20 protein-coding genes and 1 pseudogene are annotated in these 20,197 nt (G+C 62.3%); 8 read left to right on the top strand and 13 right to left on the bottom strand.

The genetic code is table 11. The features are described 5' to 3' along the window. Positions 1–8: 8 nt before the first annotated feature. Complete coding sequence (locus G9Q84_RS09135) at positions 9–1,217, bottom strand: pyridoxal phosphate-dependent aminotransferase (RefSeq protein ID WP_181643215.1); 1,209 nt, start codon at positions 1,215–1,217, stop codon at positions 9–11. Positions 1,218–1,228: 11 nt separating this feature from the next. After that, entirely contained in the window at positions 1,229–1,891 is a 663-nt protein-coding gene (locus G9Q84_RS09130; RefSeq protein WP_095185500.1) for an RraA family protein, read from the bottom strand. A gap of 122 nt (positions 1,892–2,013) precedes the next feature. Between G9Q84_RS09130 and G9Q84_RS09125 the strand changes: the two genes are divergently transcribed. After that, positions 2,014–2,910: a LysR family transcriptional regulator gene (locus tag G9Q84_RS09125; RefSeq protein WP_122680471.1), complete on the top strand. Its 897-nt coding sequence runs from the start codon at positions 2,014–2,016 to the stop codon at positions 2,908–2,910. 64 nt (positions 2,911–2,974) lie between these two features. Further along, entirely contained in the window at positions 2,975–4,030 is a 1,056-nt protein-coding gene (locus G9Q84_RS09120; RefSeq protein ID WP_181643214.1) for an NAD(P)-dependent oxidoreductase, read from the top strand. Positions 4,031–4,111: 81 nt separating this feature from the next. Here the strand turns inward: G9Q84_RS09120 and G9Q84_RS09115 are convergent, their stop codons facing one another. From G9Q84_RS09115 to G9Q84_RS09105, 3 genes are all read right to left on the bottom strand, one after another. After that, entirely contained in the window at positions 4,112–6,523 is a 2,412-nt protein-coding gene (locus G9Q84_RS09115) for a TonB-dependent siderophore receptor (RefSeq protein ID WP_181643213.1), read from the bottom strand. A gap of 75 nt (positions 6,524–6,598) precedes the next feature. Further along, entirely contained in the window at positions 6,599–7,549 is a 951-nt protein-coding gene (locus G9Q84_RS09110; protein ID WP_181643212.1) for a FecR family protein, read from the bottom strand. Further along, positions 7,546–8,067 (bottom strand): sigma-70 family RNA polymerase sigma factor, encoded by a 522-nt coding sequence (locus G9Q84_RS09105; protein WP_181643211.1) that lies wholly within the window; start codon positions 8,065–8,067, stop codon positions 7,546–7,548. The genes G9Q84_RS09110 and G9Q84_RS09105 overlap by 4 nt, the downstream gene beginning before the upstream one ends. Positions 8,068–8,272: 205 nt before the next feature. Here G9Q84_RS09105 and G9Q84_RS09100 point away from each other — a divergent pair. The 4 genes and pseudogenes from G9Q84_RS09100 to G9Q84_RS09085 form a co-directional block, all read left to right on the top strand. Beyond that, positions 8,273–8,503 (top strand): annotated as a pseudogene (locus tag G9Q84_RS09100) (MFS transporter); the annotation flags it as partial. 61 nt (positions 8,504–8,564) lie between these two features. Beyond that, entirely contained in the window at positions 8,565–8,999 is a 435-nt protein-coding gene (locus G9Q84_RS09095; RefSeq protein ID WP_181643210.1) for a hypothetical protein, read from the top strand. Further along, on the top strand, positions 8,996–10,450 hold the full coding sequence (locus tag G9Q84_RS09090) for an ATPase domain-containing protein (protein WP_032885925.1): 1,455 nt from the start codon (positions 8,996–8,998) through the stop codon (positions 10,448–10,450). The genes G9Q84_RS09095 and G9Q84_RS09090 overlap by 4 nt, the downstream gene beginning before the upstream one ends. A gap of 15 nt (positions 10,451–10,465) precedes the next feature. After that, positions 10,466–11,482, top strand: a complete 1,017-nt coding sequence (locus tag G9Q84_RS09085; protein ID WP_181643209.1) for a sensor histidine kinase — start codon at positions 10,466–10,468, stop codon at positions 11,480–11,482. On the opposite strand, the gene G9Q84_RS09080 is transcribed toward G9Q84_RS09085, so the two are convergent. Then, entirely contained in the window at positions 11,479–12,540 is a 1,062-nt protein-coding gene (locus G9Q84_RS09080; RefSeq protein ID WP_032885923.1) for an SDR family oxidoreductase, read from the bottom strand. The two genes, G9Q84_RS09085 and G9Q84_RS09080, sit on opposite strands and share 4 nt — an antisense overlap. 156 nt (positions 12,541–12,696) lie before the next feature. Here G9Q84_RS09080 and G9Q84_RS09075 point away from each other — a divergent pair, with 156 nt between their 5' ends. Then, a complete protein-coding gene (locus G9Q84_RS09075) occupies positions 12,697–13,494 on the top strand; it encodes a DNA/RNA non-specific endonuclease (RefSeq protein ID WP_032885922.1) in 798 nt (265 codons plus the stop codon). A 9-nt stretch (positions 13,495–13,503) separates the two neighbouring features. On the opposite strand, the gene G9Q84_RS09070 is transcribed toward G9Q84_RS09075, so the two are convergent. The 4 genes from G9Q84_RS09070 to G9Q84_RS09055 form a co-directional block, all read right to left on the bottom strand. Next, a complete protein-coding gene (locus tag G9Q84_RS09070) occupies positions 13,504–13,683 on the bottom strand; it encodes a DUF1289 domain-containing protein (RefSeq protein ID WP_032885921.1) in 180 nt (59 codons plus the stop codon). Between the two features lie 34 nt (positions 13,684–13,717). Further along, positions 13,718–14,641, bottom strand: coding sequence for a CDF family Co(II)/Ni(II) efflux transporter DmeF (dmeF, locus tag G9Q84_RS09065; RefSeq protein WP_181639378.1), 924 nt, complete (start codon positions 14,639–14,641; stop codon positions 13,718–13,720). Beyond that, on the bottom strand, positions 14,638–14,913 hold the full coding sequence (locus G9Q84_RS09060) for a metal/formaldehyde-sensitive transcriptional repressor (RefSeq protein WP_099603080.1): 276 nt from the start codon (positions 14,911–14,913) through the stop codon (positions 14,638–14,640). Before G9Q84_RS09060 ends, dmeF begins: the two co-directional genes overlap by 4 nt. A 76-nt stretch (positions 14,914–14,989) precedes the next feature. Further along, positions 14,990–16,207 carry an MFS transporter gene (locus tag G9Q84_RS09055; protein WP_032885918.1) on the bottom strand — a complete coding sequence of 406 codons (1,218 nt, stop codon included), beginning with the start codon at positions 16,205–16,207 and terminating at the stop codon, positions 14,990–14,992. Between the two features lie 244 nt (positions 16,208–16,451). On the opposite strand from G9Q84_RS09055, the gene G9Q84_RS09050 reads away from it, so the two are divergent. Next, complete coding sequence (locus G9Q84_RS09050; protein WP_181643208.1) at positions 16,452–17,663, top strand: YeeE/YedE family protein; 1,212 nt, start codon at positions 16,452–16,454, stop codon at positions 17,661–17,663. Position 17,664: 1 nt separating this feature from the next. Here G9Q84_RS09050 and G9Q84_RS09045 read toward each other — a convergent pair whose 3' ends face one another. From G9Q84_RS09045 to G9Q84_RS09035, 3 genes are all read right to left on the bottom strand, one after another. Further along, positions 17,665–17,826, bottom strand: coding sequence for a DUF2986 domain-containing protein (locus tag G9Q84_RS09045; protein ID WP_081797666.1), 162 nt, complete (start codon positions 17,824–17,826; stop codon positions 17,665–17,667). Positions 17,827–17,886: 60 nt separating this feature from the next. Beyond that, positions 17,887–19,113, bottom strand: a complete 1,227-nt coding sequence (locus G9Q84_RS09040) for an MFS transporter (protein WP_032885915.1) — start codon at positions 19,111–19,113, stop codon at positions 17,887–17,889. A 186-nt stretch (positions 19,114–19,299) separates the two neighbouring features. Further along, a partial coding sequence (locus G9Q84_RS09035; RefSeq protein WP_181643207.1) for an alpha/beta hydrolase family protein occupies positions 19,300–20,197 on the bottom strand: 898 nt, incomplete at its 5' end.

Here is a 20,197-nt window from a genome sequence, read left to right as displayed (position 1 = left end):
GGTGGCCGTCAGCGCAGGTCGTGGCATGCGTCTTTGAGGCGACGGCACCCTTCTTCGATCACGTCCAGGGAGCTTGCGAACGACAGGCGCACATACGGCGACATGCCGTAGGCCGCGCCGCTGACCGTGGCCAGGCCGTAGTCGCGCAGCAGGTAGTCCACCAGTTGGGTGTCGCTGTCGAGGCGATCACCTTGGGGGGTGAGCTTTCCCATCAGGCCGCTGACGTTGGCGAATACATAAAACGCGCCATCCGGTGGTGTAACGCCCAATTCGGGGATGCCCTCAAGCAGCGCCAGAATCCGCGCGCGGCGTTGCTGGTATTCCCCGCGCATGCCGGCGATAGGTGCTTGATCACCCGCAAACGCGGCCACCGCTGCCGCCTGGCTCAATGAGCTGGGGCAGGTGGTGGTCTGTGACAGCAACTTGGCGATGGCCGCGATCAACCACGCCGGCCCCGCGCCAAAGCCCAGGCGCCAACCGGTCATCGCATAGCCCTTGGACGCGCCGTTGACGATCAGCGTGCGTGGCTTGAGGTCGGGCGCCAGGCGTGTCAACGGCACATGCCGGGCGTCTCCGTAGACGAAGTGTTCGTAGATCTCATCGGCCATGACCAGCACATGGGGATGGCGGCGCAACACCTGCGCCAGGGCCAGCAGCTCGGCTTCGCTGTACACCGCGCCGCTGGGGTTGTTCGGGCTGTTGAGGATCACCCATTTGGTGCGTGGGGTGATCGCCTCTTCGAGCGCGGCGGGCGACAGCTTGAAACCCAGGCGTTCATCGCCAGGAATGATCACCGGCGTGGCATCGTTGAGCCGTGCGATGTCCGGGTACGAGACCCAATACGGTGTGTGCACGATGACTTCATCGCCGCGATTCAACGTGGCGGCCAACGCGTGATAAATGATGTGCTTGCCACCGCAACCGGCGACGACTTCGTCCAGCCCATACACCACATCATTATCGCGCTGCAGTTTCAGGCAGATGGCCTGGCGCAGCGCGAGGGTGCCTGGGGTGGCCGTGTAATGGGTATCACCGTTGTGCATCGCCAGGCTGGCGGCCTCAAGAATATGCGCTGGGGTGTCGAAGTCCGGCTCGCCCACGGTGAAGTTAACGATGTCGCGGCCCTGGGCGCGCAACTCGGTGACCAGGGCGTTGGCAGCAATGCTGGGGGAGGGCGCGATGCCCAGGACACGGTCCGACAAAAATGCAGTGCTCATCTCGGACTCCTTCACACCAGGCCGGCATTGTTGAGGGCCTTGTCGATCCAGCTCTGGCGCACCGCACCGCTGGCAATTTCGGCCTTGACCGCTTCTTCGTGCTCGGCATGTTGCGCGGCGCGGCGCAGCACTTCGGCGGCGTCGGCCTGGGAGAACGCGACCAAGCCGTCTTCATCACCCACCAACAGGTCGCCGGGGTTGATCACCATGCCGCCGATGGACACCGGCACGTTCACTTCGCCGGGGCCGGTTTTGTAAGGGCCGGTGTGCACCACGGCGCGGGCGTAGCAAGGGGTGTCCTCAAAGCTGGCGACATCGCGAATCGCGCCGTCGATCACAAACCCCACGCAACCACGCTGTTGGGCGTAGAGCTTGACCAGCTCACCGATCACCGCGTTGTTGGTGTCGCCTTGGCCGTCCACCACCAGCACATGGCCGGGTTGCAGCATGCTCATGGCCTTGTAGATCAGCAGGTTGTCGCCGGGACGGGTCTTGACCGTGATCGCCGTGCCCACCAGCTTGCCGCTGCGGTTGTAGCGCGTGAGTCCACGGGCGCCGATATGCCGGCCGAGGTTGTCGCTGATATGCGGCGTGACCACCTGGGCAAACGCCTCGACCAGTTCGGCCGGGGCCATGGGCGCGTTGGGAAGGATGCGTGAACCGGGCAAGGACATGGCAAATCTCCAGAATTGTTAGATAGCGATGGGCTATGGCCGGATCTTAGGAGTGATGACCGAAGAGTTTTAGCGATATTTTATGATGTGATAGCATCGCTTTTTCTCATGAATTGGTCGCCATGATCACCTTCAAGCAAATCGATGCGCTGTATTGGATTGCCGAACTCGGCAGCTTTGAAGCGGCGGCGAACAAGCTGAACATGTCTCAGTCGGCCATCTCCAAGCGCATCCAGGAGTTGGAAGACACCTTCGACGTCGAGATTTTCGACCGCAGCAAGCGCAACGCCCGGCTGACGGAGAAGGGTGGTGAGCTGCTCGACTACGCCCGCGACCTGCTCAACAGTCGCGACCAACTGCTCGAACGGGTCAGCGCCCGCGAAGTGCTGGTGCGCCGTTTTCGTCTCGGCGTCACCGAACTCACCGCATTGACCTGGCTGCCGGCGTTGGTGGAAGCGCTGCGCCAGGCCTACCCCAAAGTGCAGATCGAACCGTCGGTGGAACTGAGCAGCGAACTGTTTCGCAAGCTGGAAAGCGACCAACTCGACCTGGTGATTGTGCCGGACGTTTACAGCGACCCGCGCTTCCATAGCACCGCGCTGCAAAGCGTCGAAAACGCCTGGATCTGCGCGCCGGGCCTGATCCCCCATCCAGACCCCGTAAGCCTGGAAGTGCTGGCCGATTACACCGTCCTGACCCAGGGTTCGCAGTCGGGCACCGGCTTGATCTACGAGCGTTGGCTGGCCGCGCACAACGTGCAGATGCCGCGCACGCTCACCAGCCATAACCTGCTGGTGCAGGTGGGGTTGGCGCTGTCGGGGATCGGCGTGAGTTATTTGCCCAAGGCGTGTTTGTCGCACCTGATCGAGCACGGCGCATTACGCGCGCTGGTCACGCAGCCGGAGTTGCCGAGTATCCAGTACGTGGCATTGCACCGGGTGGACCGTCAATTCGGCTTGAACCAGGACGTGGCGCGGCTGGCGCAGGCCTGCTGTGATTTTTCGCGGTTACTGTTTTAGAACCAGTGTGGCGCGGTGCTAGTGTGTCGGTGCGGTTGAACACCCTTTAAAGAGGCTCACAGGTATGGCATTCACCACCCTGATACTGGATGCTCCCGGCCCGCCGTTGCTGTTCGAGGAAGTCGACCGATTCCTTGAGTTGGGCCTGATCGTCACCCTGAATCTCTACTATTTCACGGATAAACACAGTATCCGTGAGCACTATGGCGAGCGCATCCGGTACACCGAGATCAATGGCCACGACCGGCAAGCTTTTATCGACGCCGTGACTCAGGCCGGGGGGTATAGCGTGTTGAAGACGCGCCTGAATATTCCCATTGAGAGCGAACTGATCCGCGCCGCGGCATCATCGGCCCTGCCAACGCCGCTGCGCGCCATCGCCCAAGCGGGTACAGGCGTTAACCATATCGACCGGCAAGAGGCTGAGCGGTGTGGCGTGACCGTACTCAACACGCCGGGCTCCAACGCGTCGGCGGTCGCCGAATACGTCGTCGCCCAGGCGTTGTTTTTATCCAGGGACCTGGACCACTACAACGCCGAAACGCACAACGGCCGCTGGTCCAAGGGCACCTTGGCGCCCGGCCTCGAATTCGGCGAACTCACGCTGGGGGTGGTGGGCACCGGCAGCATTGCCCAAGCCGTCGCACGCAAAGCGGGATCGCTCGGTATCAATGTCATCGCCAGCGGTTCAGAGCGTTTTACGCAGCAGGTCGCGCGTAGCCTTGGGCTTGAGCGACGGCAAACCCTCGAACAATTGCTGGGCGAGGCCGACGTGGTTTCTATCCACGTACCGCTGACACCGCTCACCCAATGCCTGTTCGGCCTTGCCCAGTTCAGGCTGATGCGCCAAGGCTCGATACTGATCAATACCGCTCGCGGCGGCATCGTCGACGAAGCCCAGTTGGCAAGCTTCATGACCGCGTTTCCCAGGCATATCAAAGCGGTTGCCATCGATACCTTTGTCCACGAAAAAGACCGTTTTGATTCGCCACTGGCAGGCATCAGCAATGCCCAACTGACACCGCATATCGCAGGCAACACGACGACGGCGATCCGTAAGGCTTCACGGCAGATTGTCGACAAGATCCACGCACTCAGCCTGGCTGCGGGCGCAGGTTAACCACGGACCTGTTCATGGCCATCGGCTCGTTCGCCAGCTTGCTGGTGCTGCTGACCATTGCCGAGCCGGTGCCGGTGAGCATTACCAGCGATACGTCAACGAACTGACCAACTGTCGCTCATCGCCATACCGGCAAATCGCGAATTCGCAATAGGTGTAGCGCTTGTTGGTGACGTTATTGGCGTTCAGCGCGACTTCCCAATGCGGGTCGATCTCGTAGCTGGCGCGGGCGTCGTACAGGGTATAGGCAGGCATCGATGACGGCACGCCGGAAGCCTGGGTGGTGCCTTTGTAGCGGGCGCCGCCGCCGATGCGCAGTTGCGGGATGCCGAGCGCCGCCAGGCGGTAATCGGCCCAGAGGGCGGCCTGGTGGTAGGGCGTATCTTCGCTGCGTTGGCCGATTTCACTGGCGATATCGCTTTTGGTGATGCGTGCGTCGATGTAGGCGTAGGACGAGATCAGGCTGAGGTTGGGGGTGACTTCGGTCTTGGCTTCAAGCTCGAAACCACGGGAACGCACTTCGCCGACCTGTACCGAGAAATTGAGGTCGGTGCGGTCCTGGCTCAGCACGTTTCGCTGTTCCAACTGGTACACCGCTGCACTCAGCAGCGTGGCGCTGCCTTCGGGTTGATAGCGGATACCGATTTCATACTGCTTGCCTTCGGTGGGCACAAAGCTTTGTCCCGCCTTGTCGGTGCCGGCCACCGGGAAGAACGATTCGCTGTAGCTGATGTAAGGCGCCAGGCCGTTGTCGGCCTTGTACACCAGCCCCGCGCGCCAGGTGGTAGCTTCATCGCGCTTGCTGCTCTTGGCCGAATTGCGGAACAGTTCGGTGTCCTGGTTGGCCCAGTCATGGCGGCCGCCCAACAGCAGAATCCAACGTTCGTCGAATTTGATCTGGTCCTGGAAGTAGATGCCTTTTTGCAGGGTGTCGATCTGCGAGCCACGGTCCGCGGCCGGGTTGCGATTCACTACCACCGGCTGGCCATATTGGTAGGTCGCCAGGTTCAACGGCTGTGCGGTACCACGGAAGTTGTGCGAGTCATAGCTGGTGTCGTAACCATCGAAGCCCAGCAGGAAGGTGTGCTGCCAGTCGCCGAACTGCCATTTGCTCTCGATATTGGTGTCGCTGGCCAGGCCCCGCGAGCGTTCCTGGCGGTCGCTGTATTGGCGCCGCAGCAGGCCGGTGGTTTGCGCGGTGCCGATGTTGGCGCCGGCGATGTTGACTTGCAGGTAACGCCACGTCACATCCGACTGGTAGTAACGCAGCTTGTTGCTGATACGCGTGTGTTCATCGAAGCGGTGTTCGAACTCATAGCCGAGCGCCGACATCTCGCCGTTCATTTCGTCGTAGTCCGGCTCGCCGATAAAGTCGTGGCGGCCGATCTGGAACCGGCCTTCGCCGACGCCTTTGGTTAACTGATAGGGCAGCGGCGCGGAGAAGCCCGTTTCGGTCTTCTGGTAGAACGACAGCAGGGTCAGCGAGGTGTCGTCGTCTGGTTGCCAGGTCAGGGCCGGGGCCACATAGATCTTGTCGTTGTTGATGTGGTCGGCGGCGGTGTCGCTCTTGCGATCGAGCAGGGTCAGACGGTAGCTCAAGGTGTCGCTGTCGCCCAACGGGCCTGTGAAGTCGGCGGACAGTTGCTTGCGGTCGTTCTGCCCGGCTTGTAGGTTGATCTCGTGGTAGGGCGTCTGGCTGGCGCGCTTGCTCACGGTATTGATCAGGCCGCCCGGCGACAGTTGGCCATACAGCACCGACGCCGCGCCGCGAATCACTTCCGCCCGTTCCAGGCCATAGGGTTCCTGCACGCCGTCGTAGGAGTTGTTCTGCAAGCGCAGGCCGTCGCGCAGGGAGCCGCCGGTGGCCGATTCCACATCGAAGCCGCGAATGCGGAAGCGGTCCGAGGTGCGGTTGAAACTGGTGGGCTGGCTGGTGAAGCCCGGGGTCAGGTCGAGGGTCTGCGACAGAGTTTCCGATTGGCGGTCGCGGATCTCGTCGCTGGTGACCACCGACAGCGATTGCGGGGTTTCGATGATCGGCGTGTCGGTCTTGGTGGCGCTGAGGTTGCGCGTAGCCACATAGCCCTGGACGTGATCGGTGCTGCTTTCTTCGATCCGCCCGGTGATCGACGTGGGCCCCAGTTCCAAGGAACCTGCAGTGTTGATCGGCACCAGCACGTAGCCATTGGCGCCTTGCATCGCCTGCAAGCCGCTGCCGCGCAGCAACTGGGCAAAACCCTGGGCCACCGGGAAGTCGCCTTGCAGGCCGGGGGTGTTCAGGCCGGCGACGGTTGTGCTGTCGAACAGCAGCGCCACATGGGCCTGCTGGGCGAACAGGTTCAGCGCAGGTCCCAGCGGCCCGGCGGCGATGGCATAACGCGCCGCCTCCTGCGCCGCCACCGGGCTGCACACGCCTAAGCTCAGCGCAGCCAGGCTGACCAGGTTGATCGCCAGGGCGAGGGGTAAGGGAGAACGCTTGAGGTGGCGTGGCATGGAAGAAATTCCTGTTATTAAGGTGCTTTCTTCCTTGACGGGGCAGGTGTGAAAAGCGGAACCCGGCAGGCGAAACTATTTTTCCAGGCGATCGACCTGCAACCACAACGGGCTGAACGCGCGGATACGCACCGGCAGGCCGTCGGCAATCAATTGCAAGGCGCGCCGCGGGTTATCCAGCGGCAACACAGCGGACACGCGCAGGTCGGCCAACTGCTGGCGATCGAACTGCACATGGCCGCCGTACTGGCGCGCGAGTTCATCGAGCACCTCCGGCAACGGCCGGTCCTGCACCACCAATTGATGGTGTTTCCAGGCGTCCTCCGTGGCGCGCGGGTCGATCCTGCCCAGCAGCGTGACCGCGTCCGGGGTGATGCGTGCCTGTTCGCCGGCGCTCACCTGCACAACGTCATGCTGGCTGGCGTCGGTGGCGGCGACGGTCGATTCGAGCATGCTCAGCAGCGTACCCGGTGCTTCGCGCTTGACCGTGAAGCGCGTGCCGAGGGCGCGCATCTGGCCGTCGTCGGTCACCACCGTAAACGGCCGCGTCGCATCGTGGGCCACTTGCACGAGGATTTCGCCGCGCAGTAAGCGCACCTGGCGCTGGTGGCCGTTGAAGGTCAGGTCGACGGCGCTGTTGCCGCCGAGGGTCAATTGCGAGCCGTCTTCCAGATTGACCTGCTGCCATTGCGCCCGGGCGGTGCGCTGGTCGGCCAGCCAGTAACTGGGCGGGTAAGTTCGCAGCGCCAGGGCCACCGGCAACGCCAGCAGCACGCCTAGCAGCACGCGGCCGGCCGGGTTGCGCCGACGTACCCGGGCGGCCTCCAGCGCGGCCTGCACCGGCGCCTGTTGCGGGCGCAACGCCTGCAAACGCCCGACAAAACCCTGCAAGCGTTCAAACGCGGCCACGTGCCGTGGGTCGGCGGCCTTCCAGCGTTCGAATTGCTGTTGCTCGCGCTCGCTGAGGTTGCCTTCATTCAGACGGATCACCCAGTTGGCGGCCTGCTGGTCGAGGTCGGCGCTCATACGTCCAGCGCGTGGTTGCAGTGCATCAGCGCGTTCATCAAGTGCTTGCGCACCATGCGCTCGGAAATTCCCAGACGGCTGGCGATCTCGCTTTGGCGCAAACCTTCGAGGAAGTACAGCAGGAACGCCTGCCGCGCATTCAGGGTCAGGCCGTCGAGCACGAAGGCAATCTGTTCCAGTGCCTCCAAGGTGACGAGGATCTGTTCCGGCGACTGCTGGCACTGCTCCATCATCTCGACGGTCAGCGCCAATTCCCGCAGGTAGGTGTCTTCCAGATGACGCCGGCGTGCGCGGTCGATGATCAGGTGGCGCGCCGTTGTGGTGAGAAACGCCCGGGGCTCGCGCATGCCACCGAGGGCGTCGCGGGAGGTGAGGATTCGCACAAACGTATCGTGGGAAAGATCCGCGGCGTTATGGGGGCAGCCCAGCTTTTTGCGCAGCCAGCCGAACAACCAGCCATGGTGCTCGGTGTAGAGCGCATGGACGGCGTGGTTCAAGGGAAGGTGGCGTGCCGACATGGGAGCATACGTCTGCGGATAAGAATTATTCGCAAGATTAGCGGTGTGCCATCAGCGAAAGCAAGCATGGCCTGCTGAATTTATATCGCCTGGGCTGACTAACCGATGGGGAATCCAGCCCAAGCAAGCCGGTTATTTCGACGGATTGCTACGGCGCGGCACCGTCGAGGCGGCGATATCCCAGGTCATCAGAAGTTGGCTGATCGCGGCGGGCGAGGGGGCGGATGTGGCGTTGTCGCTGAACGTGGTGGCGTGGAACAGCGCAATCGCCGGCAGTGGTGTGGTGGGCGGTGTGCTGCTGGATACCTGGGGCGTGGCCTCGTTTGCGTGGGCGATGCTCGTGTTGATCGGCGTGGCGCTGGCAATTGTCTGGGCGGCGCGTGCCCATGGTTTCAGGCCGGGGCGAAGGGCTGGTGTTGAGACAGCGACTCAATAAACCTTCGGTCGAGCGCCTTAGGGTGTACGCTGGGTCTCAATTCATCGGATATAAGCCCGTCATGTCCACGCTAAGCGAAGAGAGCCGCCAGATCGTAGCTTCTCTGGCGCACCGTGTTGGTCCCAGCGCTGATACCGCGCGTATCGCCGAAGTGATCGTGTCGATACTGCAAGGCATGGATGCCGCACTGACGCCGATCATCGGCCAGCAGGGCGTTGTTGCGTTGACACGCCGCAGCATCCACCTGAGCGCCTCCATTCATCCCCACCTGGCCAGCACGTTTGAACGTGCGCAGGCGGCGCCGGATCTGCTCGGCCTCAAATCCGTGCTGGTTGAGCAAAGTGAAGCGGATGCCCTGCTTTTCGGTGAAGGGCTGCTGATCACCTTTTACACGCTGCTGACCACGCTGATTGGGCCTTCGCTGACTGCCCGTTTGCTGCGCGACGTATGGAAACCTTCTTTGAGCGACACCCCTTCGCAGGAAAATTCGCCATGAGCACCAAAGTAACTATCAACCGCCTGGCTACCGGCGTGCCAGGGCTGGACGAGGTGCTGGGCGGAGGATTGCCGGAGTTTTCGTTCAACCTGATCGCCGGCCCTCCCGGCTGCGGCAAGACCACGCTGGCGCATCAGATGATGTTCGCCCTAGCGACACCTGAGCGGCCCGCGCTGTTTTTCACTGTCTTGGGTGAGCCGCCGTTGAAGATGTTGCGTTATCAGCAGCAGTTCGACTTTTTCGACAACGATGCGATCAACCACTCGATTCGCTACATCAACCTGGCTGACGACACGCTGGCAGGTGACCTGGATGAAGTGCTCCGGCGCATCGTCAGCGAAGTGGAGGCGCATTCACCGTCGCTGGTGTTTGTCGATTCCTTTCGTTCGGTGGTGCTGGCCAGCCAGACTCAGCACAACCCCAACAACAACCTGCCGCAGTTCGTTCAACAACTGGGCATGTTGATGACCACTTGGCAGGCGACCACCTTCCTGATTGGTGAGTACTTCACCGAAACCGACACCAACCCGATATTCACCGTAGCTGACGGGTTGATCTGGCTGCGCCAGAGTGTTGAGCGCAATTCCATGGTGCGCAAGATGGAAGTCATGAAGATGCGCGGCCAACCGACTTTGCCGGGTTTGCATACCTTCCGCATCGCCAGTTCCGGCATCAATGTGTTCGCACCTGCGCCGCTCAACCCGGTCGAGATACCGATGACGCTGCCGATGCAGCGCTTGAAAATGGGCGTGCCACGCCTCGACGAAATGCTTGGTGGCGGTTTGCCTCGCGGCTATTCGCTGCTGGTGGCGGGGCCTTCTGGGTCGGGTAAGAGCATCCTGGCGGCGACCTTTCTGGCCGAGGGTGCGCGCAATGGCGAAACCGGCGTTATCGCGGTGTTCGAGCAACGGCCCAACCGCTCGCAAAACGCTACCCTGGCAGACCTGATCCAAAGCGGAAGGGTCAGCCTGGTGGACAGCCGGGCGCCGGATTTGTCCATCGACGAAATCGTCCAACTGTTGCTGAGCGAGATCAGCCGCTTGAACGCCACGCGGGTGGTCATCGATTCGCTGTCGGGCTTTGAGCTGGCCCTGGCGCCGACCTTTCGTGCGGACTTCCGCGAGTCGCTGTCACGCATGGTCACCGCGTTGACCCGCGCCGGGGTCAGTGTATTGATGACCTCGGAGCTGGAAGACCGCTACACCGATCTGCGCTTCAGCCCTTACGGCACGGCGTTCCTGACCGATGCGATCATCGTGCAGCGCTACATCGAAGTGCGCAGCCGCCTGTTGCGCATCATGGCCGTGGTCAAGGTGCGTGCCAGTGCCCACAGCGATGAGCTGCGCCAATATCACATCAATGACGATGGCCTGCAGATCGGCGAGATGCTCGCTGACCAGGAAGGGCTGCTCGGTGGTCGTCCGACTAGCCAGCCAATTAAGGAACGATAATGTCTGAGTTGACCCATGAGTAAACGCGCTGGAGAGGACGAGCGTGAAGCAGCCAATGCTGCCCACGAACTCTTCCTGCTCGGCCAGAAAACCGTTGAAGCCCGAGCGGTACTGGCCGCATTGCAGCAGCAACTGAGTGACGCCAACAGTTGCCTGGAGGATTCCCAGCACGTCGAGCAGTTGATCGAGGCCAACCAGCAGTTGGTGCTCGCCATACTCCTGGCCCAATCCGTACCGGTCGCCATGCCGGGCATGGAAGAGCAACTGTTTCAGGAACTGCGTGAGGCCAACGCGCAACTGGTCATCGCAGCGCTCGGCGCCCAGGACCTGCAGGCGACAGCGGAGCGAGCGTTGGACCAGCAGAAAGGCATCCTTGCGATGGTCGCCCATGAACTGCGTAATCCGCTGACCCCCATCAAGCTGATTGCCGAGCGAATGGTACGGCTGCCCAGTGATCAACTGCCGCGCATGCGCGAGTTGATCGAGGGCCAAGTCCAGCATATTTCCCAACTGGTCGACGACTTACTGGATGTCTCGCGCGCCAGCACCGGCAAGCTTCGTATCAACTGCAGTGAAGTGGACATGCTGCGTATTCTGAATGCCGCCGTTGATGCCTGTAGCCCGGTGATGATTGCGCGAAAGCAACAGTTTGATGTCGAGCTGCCTGACGCTGCTCTGATCGTCAACGGCGACCCGGGCCGACTCGCGCAGATTTTGCACAACCTGCTGGCCAACGCGGCCAAGTACACGCCCGTAGGCGGCACCATCAGCATGACGGCCACCGTGACCGCCAAAGTGTTGCGGATCAGTATTGCCGACAATGGCATCGGTGTTACCGCCAAGGCACTGCCGTTCATTTTTGACCCGTACGTGCAAGACACACACGCCATCGGCTTCAACGTGACGGGCCTGGGCATTGGCTTGACGGTAGTGCGTGAATTGGTCGAAGCCCACGGCGGTAAGGTGACGGGGATGAGTGATGGGCATGGCAAGGGCAGCGAATTTGTGGTGACGCTGCCCCTGGTGCGTTAAGGGATCAACCGTGCTTCGCGCAACTTATCGAACACCTCGAAAAATGCCTGGTCGCTCGCCTGGTAGGCGGTGAACCCCATCTTCCTGCTCTTGGACATGTCCGTGACCACCTCGATCGGGCGCCCCAAGTCGGCATCGGTGTGCCAGGGCGAGGCGAGGCGGCTGATGTCCGTTTCCTTCAGCCCATGCTCCGCAGCGAGCTGGCTCCAGGCGGCCTGATCGTCGGCCATCTGACTCTCAAGCGGCGAGGGCTGGGCCGGGAAGTCTGCGGGTACAAGGCCAAAATAATCGGCAATCTGCCCCCACATCCATTTCCATCGGAACACGTCGCCGTTAGTGATGTTGAACGCCTGGTTGGCCGCCGCCGGCGTGGTGGCGGCCCACAGCTGTTGTTGTGCCAATTGCCGCGCATCGGTCATGTCGGTGAGGCTGTCCCATTGCACGCGGGAACCTGGGAATACAAATGGGCGCCCAGTGTGTTTGCAGACACTGGCGTAGACGGCGAGGGTGGTCGCCATGTTCATCGCATTGCCCACGGCTACGCCGGTGACTGTGTGCGGGCGATGCACGCTCCAGGTGAAGCCGTCCTTTTTTGCGGCGGCGAACACTTCGTCTTCCTGGGCGTAATAGAAGTTCTCCACATCCAGGCGGCCTTGCTCCTCGCGGAACGGGGTTTGCGGCAGGCTGCCCTTGCCATAGTTTTCGAACGGGCCGAGGTAGTGCTTCAAGCCGGTGACCAAGGCCACATGCTGCACGCTGCCGGCGGGGCGCACGGCATCCAGCACGTTGCGCACCATGGCGGCGTTGACGCGGATGTTCTCGGCTTCGGTGGCCTGGCGCGACCAAGTGGTGATGAATACGTGGGTGGGTTTCAGATCGGCCAAGGCCTGTTGCAGCGATGCCGGGTCCTGCAAGTCGGCGGCGACTGGAATCACGCCCGGCACCTGTGATGGCTGGCGGGACAGCGCGGCGACCTGCCATTGTTGTTCAAGCAGTAGCTGGGTGATGGCGCTGCCAACGATGCCGCTGGCGCCTACGACGAGTGCTGTCTGGGTCATAAAATTCTCCCGAGGATGTAGGCTTCTGAGCCCCTGCGCGTAGGAGAGGTTCAACCTTATCCGTGAGTCTCGCGGCACCAAACAGACGAATCAGGGTCCATAAGCCCCGCACGAACATTCGCGCTTCTCCGTTACCCTCACCATAAGATTTAAAGCATGTACCTACGCACTATCGCTGTCGGGCTGTCGGCCCTTGTTTTGTTTTCTACCGCTGTAGATGCCCGCAGTCTGGTAAACCCCTACACCCCCACCGAACAACGCGCCTCATTCGATGGCTGTGCCGATCTCTTCCCTGCCGCCGCCCCAATTAAGACGGCCACCGTTCCGGCGTCGATGAAACCCCTGGCGCTGTGTTCCGAGACGTTTGCGGTGCTCTACTCACAGACCAGCAAGACCCCGTTGGTGGTGGTCGAACGCCTGAACGCTGCGCAGTTGAAAGATGCCAAAGGCGAGGAGCGCACCAACCAGTTCTATGCCGACCCGCGCATTCCAAAAGGCGGCCGCGCGGAGCTGAGCGACTACCGCAGCCAGCACCCGGCCGTTGACCGCGGCCACCAGGCTCCGGCCGCCGATGCTCCCAACGCCCGCGCCATGGCGCAGTCGTTTGCGCTGTCGAACATGGTGCCCCAAGACCCCACCAACAACCGCAAGATCTGGAGCAAGGTCGAGGCGGACGTGCGCAAGTTTGCCAAGCGCGCCGGCGGTGATGTGTATGTGTTTACCGGGCCGCTGTTTGACCAGGGTTACAGCACCATCGGTGACAACAAGGTCTGGGTGCCGACGCGCCTGTTCAAGCTGGTGTACGACGCCTCCAGCCAGCGCGCCTGGGCCTACGTGCTGCCCAATGCTGAAACGCGCATCCAGAAGCCGATGGACTACGACACCTTCGTGAAAAGCACCGGGCTCAAATTGCTGGGTAATCTTCCGGTGTCGGGGTCGATTGGGCGCTCCTGAATACGCGGCTTACTTAGCCTTTTTCAACGCCTTCAAGCGTTGGGTTGCACGTTGCACCGCGGCCATTTTCTCGGGGCGTTTCATGCGTTTCCACTTACGGATGTCGTCCTTGCTGCGTCCACAGCTGACGCACAGGTCGCCGCTGAGCTGACAGGTGGAGACGCAGGGGTTTTCGATGTCTTTAGCCAAGAGGTCACCTGGAGATGGGGTAAAGGGGGCGCACTCACGCCAAACGAAACTCAACGGTGAGGTGGCTCACTTCATGCACCGGCTTGAGGCGCTCGCGAATGCTGTCGGCATCCGTGCTCGCCTGGCCGACCACGCTCACAATCGCCGCGTGGGCGTCGGGGCCGACGCGCCACACGTGCAGGTCGGTAATCCTGGCGTCGCCGGGTTGCTCGACCCGCTCGCGGATTTCGGCGGCGACGTGCTCATCGGTTTGATCCAGCAGCACGCCGGCGGTTACGCCCATCAGGCTCCAGGCCCAACGCGCAATCACGATGGCGCCGACGATACCCATCACCGGGTCCAGCCACACCCAGCCCAGGTAGCGCCCGGCCAATAGCGCCGCAATGGCGAGGACGGAGGTCAGCGCATCGGCGAGCACATGCACATAGGCGGATTTCAGGTTGTTGTCGTTGCTGTGGTGATGATGCTCGTGGTCATGCTCGTGGTTGTGGTCATGCCCGTGGCTGTGGCCGTGCCCCAGCAACAGCGCACTGACGATGTTCACCACCAGGCCCACGATGGCAATCAGGGTCGCGGTACCGAACTGCACCACGGTGGGTTCAAGCAAGCGGATCACCGACTCGACGCCAATGCCCAGGGCCACCAGCGCCAGGATCAGCGCCGAGGCGAAGCCACCCAGGTCGCCCACTTTGCCGGTGCCGAAGCTGTAGCGCGGGCTGCGCGCGTGGCGTTTGGCATAGGCATAGGCTGCGGCGGCAATGCCCAAGGCACCGGCATGGGTCGCCATATGAAAACCATCAGCCAGCAAGGCCATGGAGCCGGTGACGTAGCCTGCGGCAATTTCCGCCACCATCATCACCACCGTCAGCATCACCACCCACAGGGTGCGCCTGGCGTTCTCTTCGTGGGCAGCGCCGAGGAACACATGCTCGTGGGCGTGGTTTGTCATGAGCGTCATTTGGCGTAACGCCGGATGGCTTCGAGCAGTTCTTCGACACCTTTGTTGCGTTCTTCCTCGCTGAGGGAAGGATCCGCCACGTGCGCCCTGGCGTGCTCTTCGATGATCTCTTCCATCAAGCCGTTGATGGCGCCGCGCGTAGCGGCCACCAAGTGCAGGGTCTTGGCGCAGTCAGCGTCCGACTCCAGGGCTTTCTCCACCGCCTGAATCTGCCCGGCGATGCGTTTAACCCGTTTTATCAGGCTGTCTTTGTTGGCTGTGATATGGCTCACGATATACCCCCCCTACCTATAGTGGGGCGGATGGTGTCATACCCCACCCCCCTATACAAGGACGCCGAAGCGAGGGTTACTTGGGCCGATCCAACCGATGACGCAGGGTGTAGACCGCCACACCCACTGCCAGGATGCCCGACAACGCGCCGACACCCAGTGCCCAGCGCGGGCCCAGGTGGTCCGCGACCCAGCCGACGATAGGCGCACCGATCGGTGTGCCGCCCAAGGCCACGCCGACGCGCAGGGCAATCACTCGGCCGCGCATGGCGGGTTCGGTGGTGAGTTGCATCAGGCTGTTGGTGGTGTTGCTGAAGGTCATGGCACCGACGCCGATGATCACCAGCGCCACGGCGAACAACCAATAGTTCGGCGCCAGGGCCGCCAGCGTGCAGCCAATGCCGAAGATCGCCGCACCGTTGAGCAACGACTTGAACTGTGGCCGCTCGCGTCCGGCGGCCAGCAGGGCGCCGGCAATGGTGCCGATGGCCAGCGTCGAGGAAAGCAGGCCAAAGGCGCGCGCATCGGTATGGAACGCAGTTACCGCCATGGTCGAGATAAAAATCGGGAAGTTCATGCCGAAGGTGCCGATCAGAAACAACATCAGCAGGATCGCCTTCAAGTCCGGCCGTGCCCACACATAGCGCAGGCCCTCGGTCAGGCTGCCCTTGGTACGCAGCGCCCGCACCTTGGCGTGCTGCCCCGACACCCGCAGGAAAAACAGCGAAACCAGCACCGCAAAGAAACTGCTGCCATTGAGCAGGAATGCCCAGCCAGTACCGACCGAGGCGATGGTCAGGCCCGCCACGGCCGGGCCGATCATGCGCGCCATATTGAACGACGTGGAGTTGAGTGCGATGGCGTTGGACAAATCCTTCTCGGCCACCAGTTCCGCGACGAAAACCTGCCGCACCGGCGCATCGAACGCCGACGCGCAGCCGGACAGAAACGCGAACACATACACGTGCCACAGTTCGACAAACCCAGTGACGGTGAACACCCCCAGCGTCAGTGCCAGCAGACCCATGAGCGCCTGAGTGACCATCAGTAATTTGCGCTGGTCGTAGTGGTCGGCGGCAAAGCCGGTCCATGGCAGCAACAGCAACTGCGGCCCGAACTGCAACGACATCACGATGCCAACCGCCGCAGCGTTGTGCGGGGTCAACTGGGTCAGCACCAGCCAGTCCTGCGCGGTGCGCTGCATCCAGGTGCCGACATTAGAGACCAACGCCCCGGCGGCCCAGATGCGGTAGTTGGGGCTGCGCAGGGAGCGGAAGGTACCGAGGAAACTCATAGCGGTATTCGTGACTCCTCAAACAGGACGAGGTGATTTGAACAGGCGCTGCCGGCGCAGTACTCAGCCACAGTGACGGTCAATGTGGGAGTTGTCGAGCCCTGGCGAGGCTGCGATGGCGGCGGCATTGCCAACCTCTACGTTGCCTGACACTCCGCTATCGCAGCCTAGCTAAAGCTCCACAACTCCCACAGGCTATACTCGTCCGTTCGAAATCCCCCCTTCAAACAAACCGAGATACCCCATGAGCACCTCTCTCCCTATCACCCCCGCGCGCAGGCCTGTCGCGCCGTTGGTGGCCTTTGTCATCCTGGTGCTGGGCGCCTTGTTCCTGCAAAACAGCGTCGGTTCGCGCCAGGTGCTTTTGCTAGTGGTCGGCGCGGCACTGGGCTTGACCCTTTACCACGCTGCCTTCGGCTTCACCTCCGCTTGGCGCGTGTTCATCAATGAGCGCCGTGGCGCTGGCTTGCGGGCGCAGATGGTGATGCTCGCGCTGGCAGTGCTGCTGTTTTTCCCGGCGCTGGGGGCGGGCACGTTGTTCGGGCAGCCAGTGGTCGGGCTGGTGGCGCCGGCCGGGGTGTCGGTGGTGTTTGGCGCGTTTATTTTCGGCATCGGCATGCAGTTGGGTGGCGGGTGTGCCTCGGGCACGCTATTCACCGTGGGCGGCGGTAATGCGCGCATGCTGGTGACGTTGTTGTTTTTTATCTGCGGCTCGCTGATCGCCACACACCATGTGGACTGGTGGTTTGCGTTGCCGGCGTTCCCGGCGGTGTCCATCGTCAAGAGCTTCGGCGTAGTGCCCGCGTTGCTCGCCAGCCTAGCGATGTTTGCGCTCATCGCGGCCGTCACCGTGCATCTGGAGAAGCGCCGCCACGGCCAGCTTGAAGAAGGCGTGACCAGCGAACATCAGGGCTTGCGCCGCTTCCTGCGTGGGCCATGGCCATTGGTGTGGGGCGCGATTGGTTTGGCGTTGCTCAACTACGCCACCCTCGCACTGGCCGGGCGGCCGTGGGGCATCACTTCGGCGTTCGCCCTGTGGGGCGCCAAGGTGGCGAGCGGTTTGGGTGTGGACGTAAGCGCTTGGGCGTTCTGGCAGATGCCGGGCAATGCCAAGGCCCTGGCGGCGCCGGTGTGGGAGGACATCACCAGCGTCATGGACATCGGCATCGTCCTTGGTGCGCTGTTGGCCGCCGGCCTGGCTGGGCGTTTCGCCCCCAGCCTGAAGATCCCGGCCCGCTCGTTGATCGCTGCGGTGATCGGCGGCCTGCTGCTCGGTTACGGTTCGCGCCTGGCGTACGGCTGCAACATCGGCGCGTACTTCAGCGGCATCGCCTCGGGCAGCCTGCATGGCTGGGTGTGGCTGGTGGCGGCGTTTATCGGTAACAGCGTAGGCGTGCGCCTGCGGCCATTTTTCTTTGTGGGCGAGCGCCGTCAGGTGGCGCTGAGCGGCTGCTGAGTCAGTCTTGCGGGGAAACGCTTGGCGCCTGATCCGCTTCAGCCGCCAGCTTTTCCCGCTCTGCTTTGCTGATGTACCTGTCCTTGGATTTGGGCGCCAATTTGGCGCTGGCCTTTTTGGCCTTGGCCTTGAACAGCTGCTGCAGTTTTTTCTGGCGATTCATGGGTGTCTACCTGGGTTAAACGTGCCCGGATGATACCAGCTTAAAAATCGCAGCCAATGGCTAGCAAGGCTGCGCCGCCAAGCTGTTGCTGACCCTGCGTCCCAACACCAGCACCGTCACAAAACCGCAACCTACCAGCGCCGTGGCCAGGCTCAACAGCACCGCGCTGCCCATCTGGTCGACGATCTGCCCGCCAAAGAACGAGCCCAGGGCAATGATCACTTGGAACAACGCCACGAACAGCGGCATGCCGCGCTCGACATCCTTGGGCGCCACCACAAACATCCAGATACTCGCGCACGCCGGGAAGGCGCCAAAGGCAAAGCCCCACAGCGCGATCAGCATCGCCGCGCCGGTCATGCCGGTGGCGAAGTACGGGAACAGCGCGGTGCTGGTGCCGATCATCAACGCCACCAGCAGCAAGGTATTGCGCACGCTGCGGTTAGCCGCGAACCCGGCAAAAATATTGCCCATCACGCCTGCGACGCCGTACAGCAGCAACAGCGAACCAATGGTCGGCCCGTCGAAGCCAGAGCTGTGTTTGAAGAACGGCGCGACATAGGTGTAGGCCGCAAAGTGCGCCAGCCCGATCAGCAACACTGCGATCAAGCCGACCCGCGCTTGTGGGTTGATAAATAAAGCCGGCAGATCACTGATGCGAATGGCCTTCTCCGGCGTGAGTCTTGGCAGCAGGAACATCTGCGCCAACAGCACTGGAATGCCCACCAGCGCGGTCACCAGGAACGTCATGCGCCAGCCCATCAGGCCACTGAGCCAGGTGCCGACGGGCACGCCGAGTACGGTGGCCAGGGTCACGCCCATCATGATGATCGAAGTCGCCTTCGCTACGCCCACACCCTTGGGCGCCAGGCGACCGCTCAGGGCAATGGCCGTGGCCCAGAAACCGCCGATGCTGATGCCCAGCAACACACGGCCGAACAGCAGCAGGTTGAAGTCGCTGGCAAAGGCCACGACCGAGTTGGCGATGATCATGATCAGCGTCAGGCCGATCAGCAGATAACGACGGTCCATCGCGCCAATGCTCACCGACAGAAACGGTGCAGCGAGGGCGGCCATGATGCCGGGCAGCGTCACCATCAAACCCGCGTGGCCGGCACTGATACCGAGGTCGGTGGCGACATCGTTGAGCACGCCCACCGGCAGGAATTCACTGGTCACCAGGGCAAAGGCACCTACCGCGACCGAGAGAATCGCCAGCCACTGCTGTTTGACGCTTTGTTGATTATGTTCGGGACGGCCGCTGGAGGCCTGGCTCGCGCTTGGCATAGTGATGGGTTCCAAGAGGGGATGTCGCCTGAGGCCAGGCGCATGGGAAGAAGTGGGAAGCGATTATAGGAAGGGCCGTTGGTCGGCCTATAGGCGAGCGGTTCGATAGTAATCATCAGTGGTATCGATGTGAGGACCTTGGGCCGCTCCCATCCATACCACTTTGAGTTGAGTGTTCCGCCTTAATCAGTTCCGAAACGACCGACTCAAAAACCCAGTAATCAGCCCCACAACCTGCTGCTGAATCACTCCCCGCGCCCGAGCGCCTTCGCCATCCCGGCAAATCATGCCATCCCCCGGCGAGCTCTCTTCAATCAACGCAATCGCCCCCGGCTTGCAGATCGACATAAAGCTGAAGTGGGTAGCGTCGGCGATCTCCACATACTGCGTCGAAGCTTTTGCCATCCGCCGGACCATATCGGCGGACTCCAATTCAGGCGCCATATCTTCCGTTGGCACACCCCCCGCAATCACCAGCGCCGGCACCGGCAATGCGGCGAGGCTGGCGTCGGTAAAGCCGCGCGACAGGCCCAAGTCCAACGACACAATGGCGGTGACGCGTTTGTCGCTCAAGTCAGCGGCCAGCTTGGCCTTGCCCTCTGGCGTGGCAGCGGGATTCATCTCGTGGTAGCCAATGCAACCGCCCAGCTTGGGATAGGTGCTGCACTCCTTGGCGAACAGGTCGGGATCGAAGCGTGCACCGGCGATTTCCAGCACGGTCCAGCCGCCCAGGGAATGGCCTACAGCGGCTATCTGTTTGTTCGCCACCGCGCCGAATTGCGTGGGCTGATCCAACACTGCATCGATAGCACGGCTCAAGTCCGCCGGGCGCTGCCATAACTGCGCGGCTGCTTGCGGGCTGCGGTCCTTGGTGGTGGTGCCGGGGTGGTTGACCGCCGCGACGATATAGCCCTGATGGGCCAACGCACTGGCCAGCCACGTCTGTTTACCCCAATTACCGCCGTAGCCGTGGGAGAGCACGATCAGTGGATGTTCGCCGCTGGCGGGTGGCGCATCGGGTACGGCGAGGGCGCCGATGAAGACTGCGCTGTCGGCGATCAGCTTGGGTTGGGTGGTGGTGGTG

It is taken from the genome of Pseudomonas sivasensis, assembly GCF_013778505.1.
In the GTDB taxonomy this organism is placed as follows: domain Bacteria; phylum Pseudomonadota; class Gammaproteobacteria; order Pseudomonadales; family Pseudomonadaceae; genus Aquipseudomonas; species Aquipseudomonas sivasensis.
The sequence above is the reverse complement of the archived record's forward strand: the minus strand, read 5'-3'. Positions and strand labels throughout refer to the sequence as shown.